The organism is Mucilaginibacter sp. P4_G9 (assembly GCF_056400985.1).
This window is the reverse complement of record NZ_JBFUKF010000432.1, coordinates 1-4,155: the sequence shown is the minus strand read 5'-3', so window position 1 is coordinate 4,155 and position 4,155 is coordinate 1. Positions and strand designations below refer to the sequence as shown.

The 4,155-nt window shown below is 39.6% G+C and carries 3 protein-coding genes; 1 reads left to right on the top strand and 2 read right to left on the bottom strand.

Annotation, left to right across the window (positions count from 1 at the left end):
* Positions 1–227, bottom strand: a 227-nt coding sequence (locus AC1DPZ_RS23175) for a hypothetical protein (RefSeq protein ID WP_477407908.1), incomplete at its 3' end; no start/stop codon positions are given.
* Between the two features lie 79 nt (positions 228–306).
* On the opposite strand from AC1DPZ_RS23175, the gene AC1DPZ_RS23170 reads away from it, so the two are divergent.
* The gene (locus AC1DPZ_RS23170; RefSeq protein WP_477407906.1) at positions 307–2,061 is read left to right on the top strand and encodes a lysophospholipid acyltransferase family protein; all 1,755 of its coding nucleotides are present in this window, start codon (positions 307–309) and stop codon (positions 2,059–2,061) included.
* A gap of 141 nt (positions 2,062–2,202) precedes the next feature.
* Here AC1DPZ_RS23170 and AC1DPZ_RS23165 read toward each other — a convergent pair.
* Positions 2,203–4,155: outer membrane beta-barrel protein (locus AC1DPZ_RS23165; protein WP_477407904.1), on the bottom strand; the 1,953-nt coding region annotated here is incomplete at its 5' end.

The following is a 4,155-nucleotide window of genomic DNA, read 5'->3' as shown; positions in this document are numbered from 1 at the left end:
GTTTTTAAAGATTTTACAGACGAATAGTTACCTTTCACTGTATCTTTAGCCTTGCCCAATATCGCGGCAGCTTTATCAAAATCATTAAAGTTTATTGTGTTATCTTTGCGGTTTGCCTGGTAAACATATGGCGCGGCCAAAACCAATGCAATTAAAATAATTAATACTACCATTCCGTTCCATTCTTTTTTTGTAATGGATAAGTAGTTTTTAATATGCGCCTTCATTTATATGAATTATCGGGCGTTAAAGTAAATAAAATTTCAGGATATTTATTTGTTAACCAAATACATTGTTATTTAAAAAATGAAAGTAATAACCACCGAAGAGTTTGCCAAAGCCACTAAACTTGATAAGCTGAAAATGCCTGGCCTGGCCGCTTTGTTGATGGAGATCATGAAAATTAACCAGGTTAACGACCTGTTTGCCCAGGCCCAGCCCAAACAAGGTATAGAATTTATTGATGCTATTTTAGAAGGCTGCGGTATTGATATTGAATTTGACGAACGCGACTTAAGGCATATACCAAAAACCGGCAGCTTTATTGCCATAGCCAATCACCCATATGGTGGTATAGAGGGGCTGGTACTACTAAAAATGCTGCTAACAGTACGGCCGGATGCCAAATTAATGGCCAACTTCCTGCTCAAGAAAATACCCAACCTCAGCGACTTTTTTATTGCCGTAAACCCGTTTGAAAATGTTGAACATTCATCAAGCATCAGCGGCCTGAAAAACACGCTCGAGCTGTTAAATAACGGTACCCCAATAGGCATTTTCCCAGCCGGCGAGGTTTCAACCTTTAAGGTTGAGCAGCAACAGGTAACCGACCGTTTGTGGCACCCTGTAGTGGGTAAAATAATAGCGAAGGCCAAGGTTCCCATTGTGCCTATATATTTCCACGGTAATAACGGCTTGCTTTTTAATTTATTAAGCCTCATACATCCGGCCCTGCGTACAGCTAAATTACCCTCAGAGTTGTTTAACAAGCACGGGCACACAATTAAACTTCGCATAGGGAAACCCATCAACGTACTTGAAGTACCCGATTATAATAACGGTGCCAAGCTGCTCAATTTTTTACGCGCCCGTACTTATGCTTTAGGTACAGGCCTTGAGGAGGAAAAAAAGATCTTCAACCCGCGCAACTTATTTAAGATAAAACGGCTGCCAACCGATATTGTACCCGAAATAAACTCGGCAATACTTGAAAAGGAAATTGCGCCGTTGCGCGATAATTATAAGGTATGGACAGAAAAGAACTACGAAGTTTTTATTGTACCAACTTCGGTTATCCCAAACGTGATACGTGAAGTAGGCCGCCTGCGCGAAGTAACTTTCAGAGAAATTGGCGAAGGCACCAATAAAAGTATCGACCTTGACGAGTATGATATTTATTATAACCACCTTTTCATCTGGGATTTTGAGGCCAAAATGATAGTAGGCGCTTATCGTATAGGTTTGGGCGATGAAATATTTTATAGTGTGGGCAAAAAGGGGTTTTATATCACCGAACTTTTTAAACTTAAAACCCAGTTTACCCCGGTATTGCGCAAAAGTTTGGAACTTGGACGGTCATGGATCCGCAAGGAGTATCAAACCAAACCGTTACCCCTGTTCCTGTTGTGGAAGGGCATTTTGAAATTCCTGATAGATAACCCAAGATACCGATACCTGATAGGCCCTGTGAGTATCAGCAACTCGTTCTCAAAGTTCTCCAAATCATTAATTGTTGATTACATTAACCGTAACCACTTTGATCATGAACTGGCGCAATATGTAAAACCACGTAAAAAATTTAAGGTCGATTTTGCCAAGATAGATACCGACCTGCTAATGGCTGGCGAGGATACTTTTAAAGGGCTGGATAACCTGATATCGGAAGTAGAAACACGTAATATGAAAGTACCTGTGCTGCTACGCCAATATATCGCTCTTAACGCCAAAATCATCAGCTTTAATATTGACCCTAAATTTGCCGACTGCCTTGATGGCTTCCTGGTGCTCGACCTGGAACAAGTGCCGCAGGATATATTAGATAAGCTGGGTAAAAATTTGTAGGATAGTATCCTAAATATCGCACCTCAAAACAAAAACACCCCATCGGCCTGCCCGCTGGGGTGTTTTTGTTGATTACACAACCAAAAAGTCCCTGCCGGATATAAACCTGCAGGGACTTTTTATATGATGTGTTTGGTAATATTAGAATGCGTAGCGTATACCAAACTGCATTTGCCAGCGTGAAGAGAACAAGTCAACAGAATATGGCAATCCAGGATCTGTAAAAGCATATTTTGGATAGCTTGTTGACATTGCACCAAATGCAGGCGTAGTTTTTGGCGTTAAACCAATGCTTGATGTTGAATTGAACGTATTGGCTGAGAAATAATACTGTCCCCATTTTTTATTCAGCAAATTAGTAAGGTTAACAATATCATAAGTGAAAGTAATCACTTGTTTGTGTTTACCACTACCAAATTTAAAGTCTTGCGAAAAACGGAAATCTAAGTCATTATTCCATGGTGTAAAAGCAGCATTACGTTGGGTAAAGTTTCCGCGACGTGACGATAAATAGCTGTTTTTATCAATAAATGCATCAAAAGCTGCTGCTTGCTGAACAGCAGTTTGTCCACCAATTACATCAGTAAAGAAATTAACTGTTTCACCATGTTTAGGGATGTATGCTAAGCTAACTTGTTGGCCGGTTCCGTCGATTGCACTTGGATAGAAACCATAAGTGTATGGATTACCAGATTGAGCGCTAAAGAAGAAGCTGAAATTGGCTGTAAAGTTTTTAGCTGCATCCCAATCATGCCTTAAATTGATGTTTGAAACAATGCGATGACGGATATCAAAGTTTGAGTTGGCCAAACCCGGGTTATTAGGATTTAAAGCCTGGTTTAACTGCCAGTTTGATTCCATTGAGTTACGGATACCATTGGTTACATCTTTTGAATGCCCGTAAGTATATGCAACATTACCGCTTAAGCCAAAAGGAAAGGTTTTACCAATTTGTGCGGTTAAACTGTAACGGTAGCCAAGGCTGGTGTTTGATAACTCATAAGCATTGGTATATGATGAGTTAACTTTTTGATTTACAAATATTGGCTGTTGGTGCTGGGTATCGTAAGCATAATAAGTTGCACTATCCTTAGTGTTTACCTGCTGGAACTTTAAATCGTGGATGGTTTTGGTATAAATACCTTCTAAAGTAAATTTCCATTGGTCATCAGTAGTATAATCAAAGGCTAAGCTGCTTCTCCAAACCTGTGGCATTTTAAATTTGTTGTCAATTAAATCTACCTGGGTTGGGCCGGTAGCGGCAGTGTTAAAGCCTTGTGCGTTAACGTAATCTAAACGACCATTTGGCGAGGTTGAAACAGGATTTGTAAGTGGCTTTTGAGCTGATTTGTTATCATAAGCACCATAAGTAGCACCATTGTTGTAAAACGCATAACCAAACCATGCAAAAGGAACACGACCGGTAAAGAAGCCGCTACCACCACGTACAATTAAGCTTTGATCGCCATTTACATCATAATTGAACGATACACGAGGATTAATCTCTACGTTGTTCAAATAATTTTGCTTGATATCGCGGGGTTTAGTGTAGGTAAAACTATTACCATAGTTTAAATCAACCGGAGCATTTGTAGTTTTAGTGCTTAATGGCTGTTTATTAGGTATACCGGCATAGTCCAGGCGTAAAGCTGCAGTCAATTTAAAATTGTCGGTAATTTGTATCTCATCCTGACCGTATAAACTCATCAGGTTAACTTTAAATTTAGCTGATGGATTAGCGAAAATGTAATCACGATTATTATTAGTATAGTTAAAGTTAGCACGAACACGTGATGGTGAATTTGCGATAAAGTTTTCTATACTGCTGTAAGCAACGCGACCATTCCATGAGTTTACAAAGTTGTACGTAATGTTATAAAACTCGTTGTGTGTACCAAAAGTAAATGTGTGCTTACCTTTTGTTAAAGTAAAGTTATCGGTAAACTCTGTGGTTTTTTGGTGCATATCAAATATAGCAGCCTCACGGTCGGTACCCATAAATATGGTAGTACCTGGTGTACGGCCGGTTATTTCAATCTGCGGTAACGAAGGATCTGAAGTAGGGTCACGGTAATCGTGAACATTTGAATAACC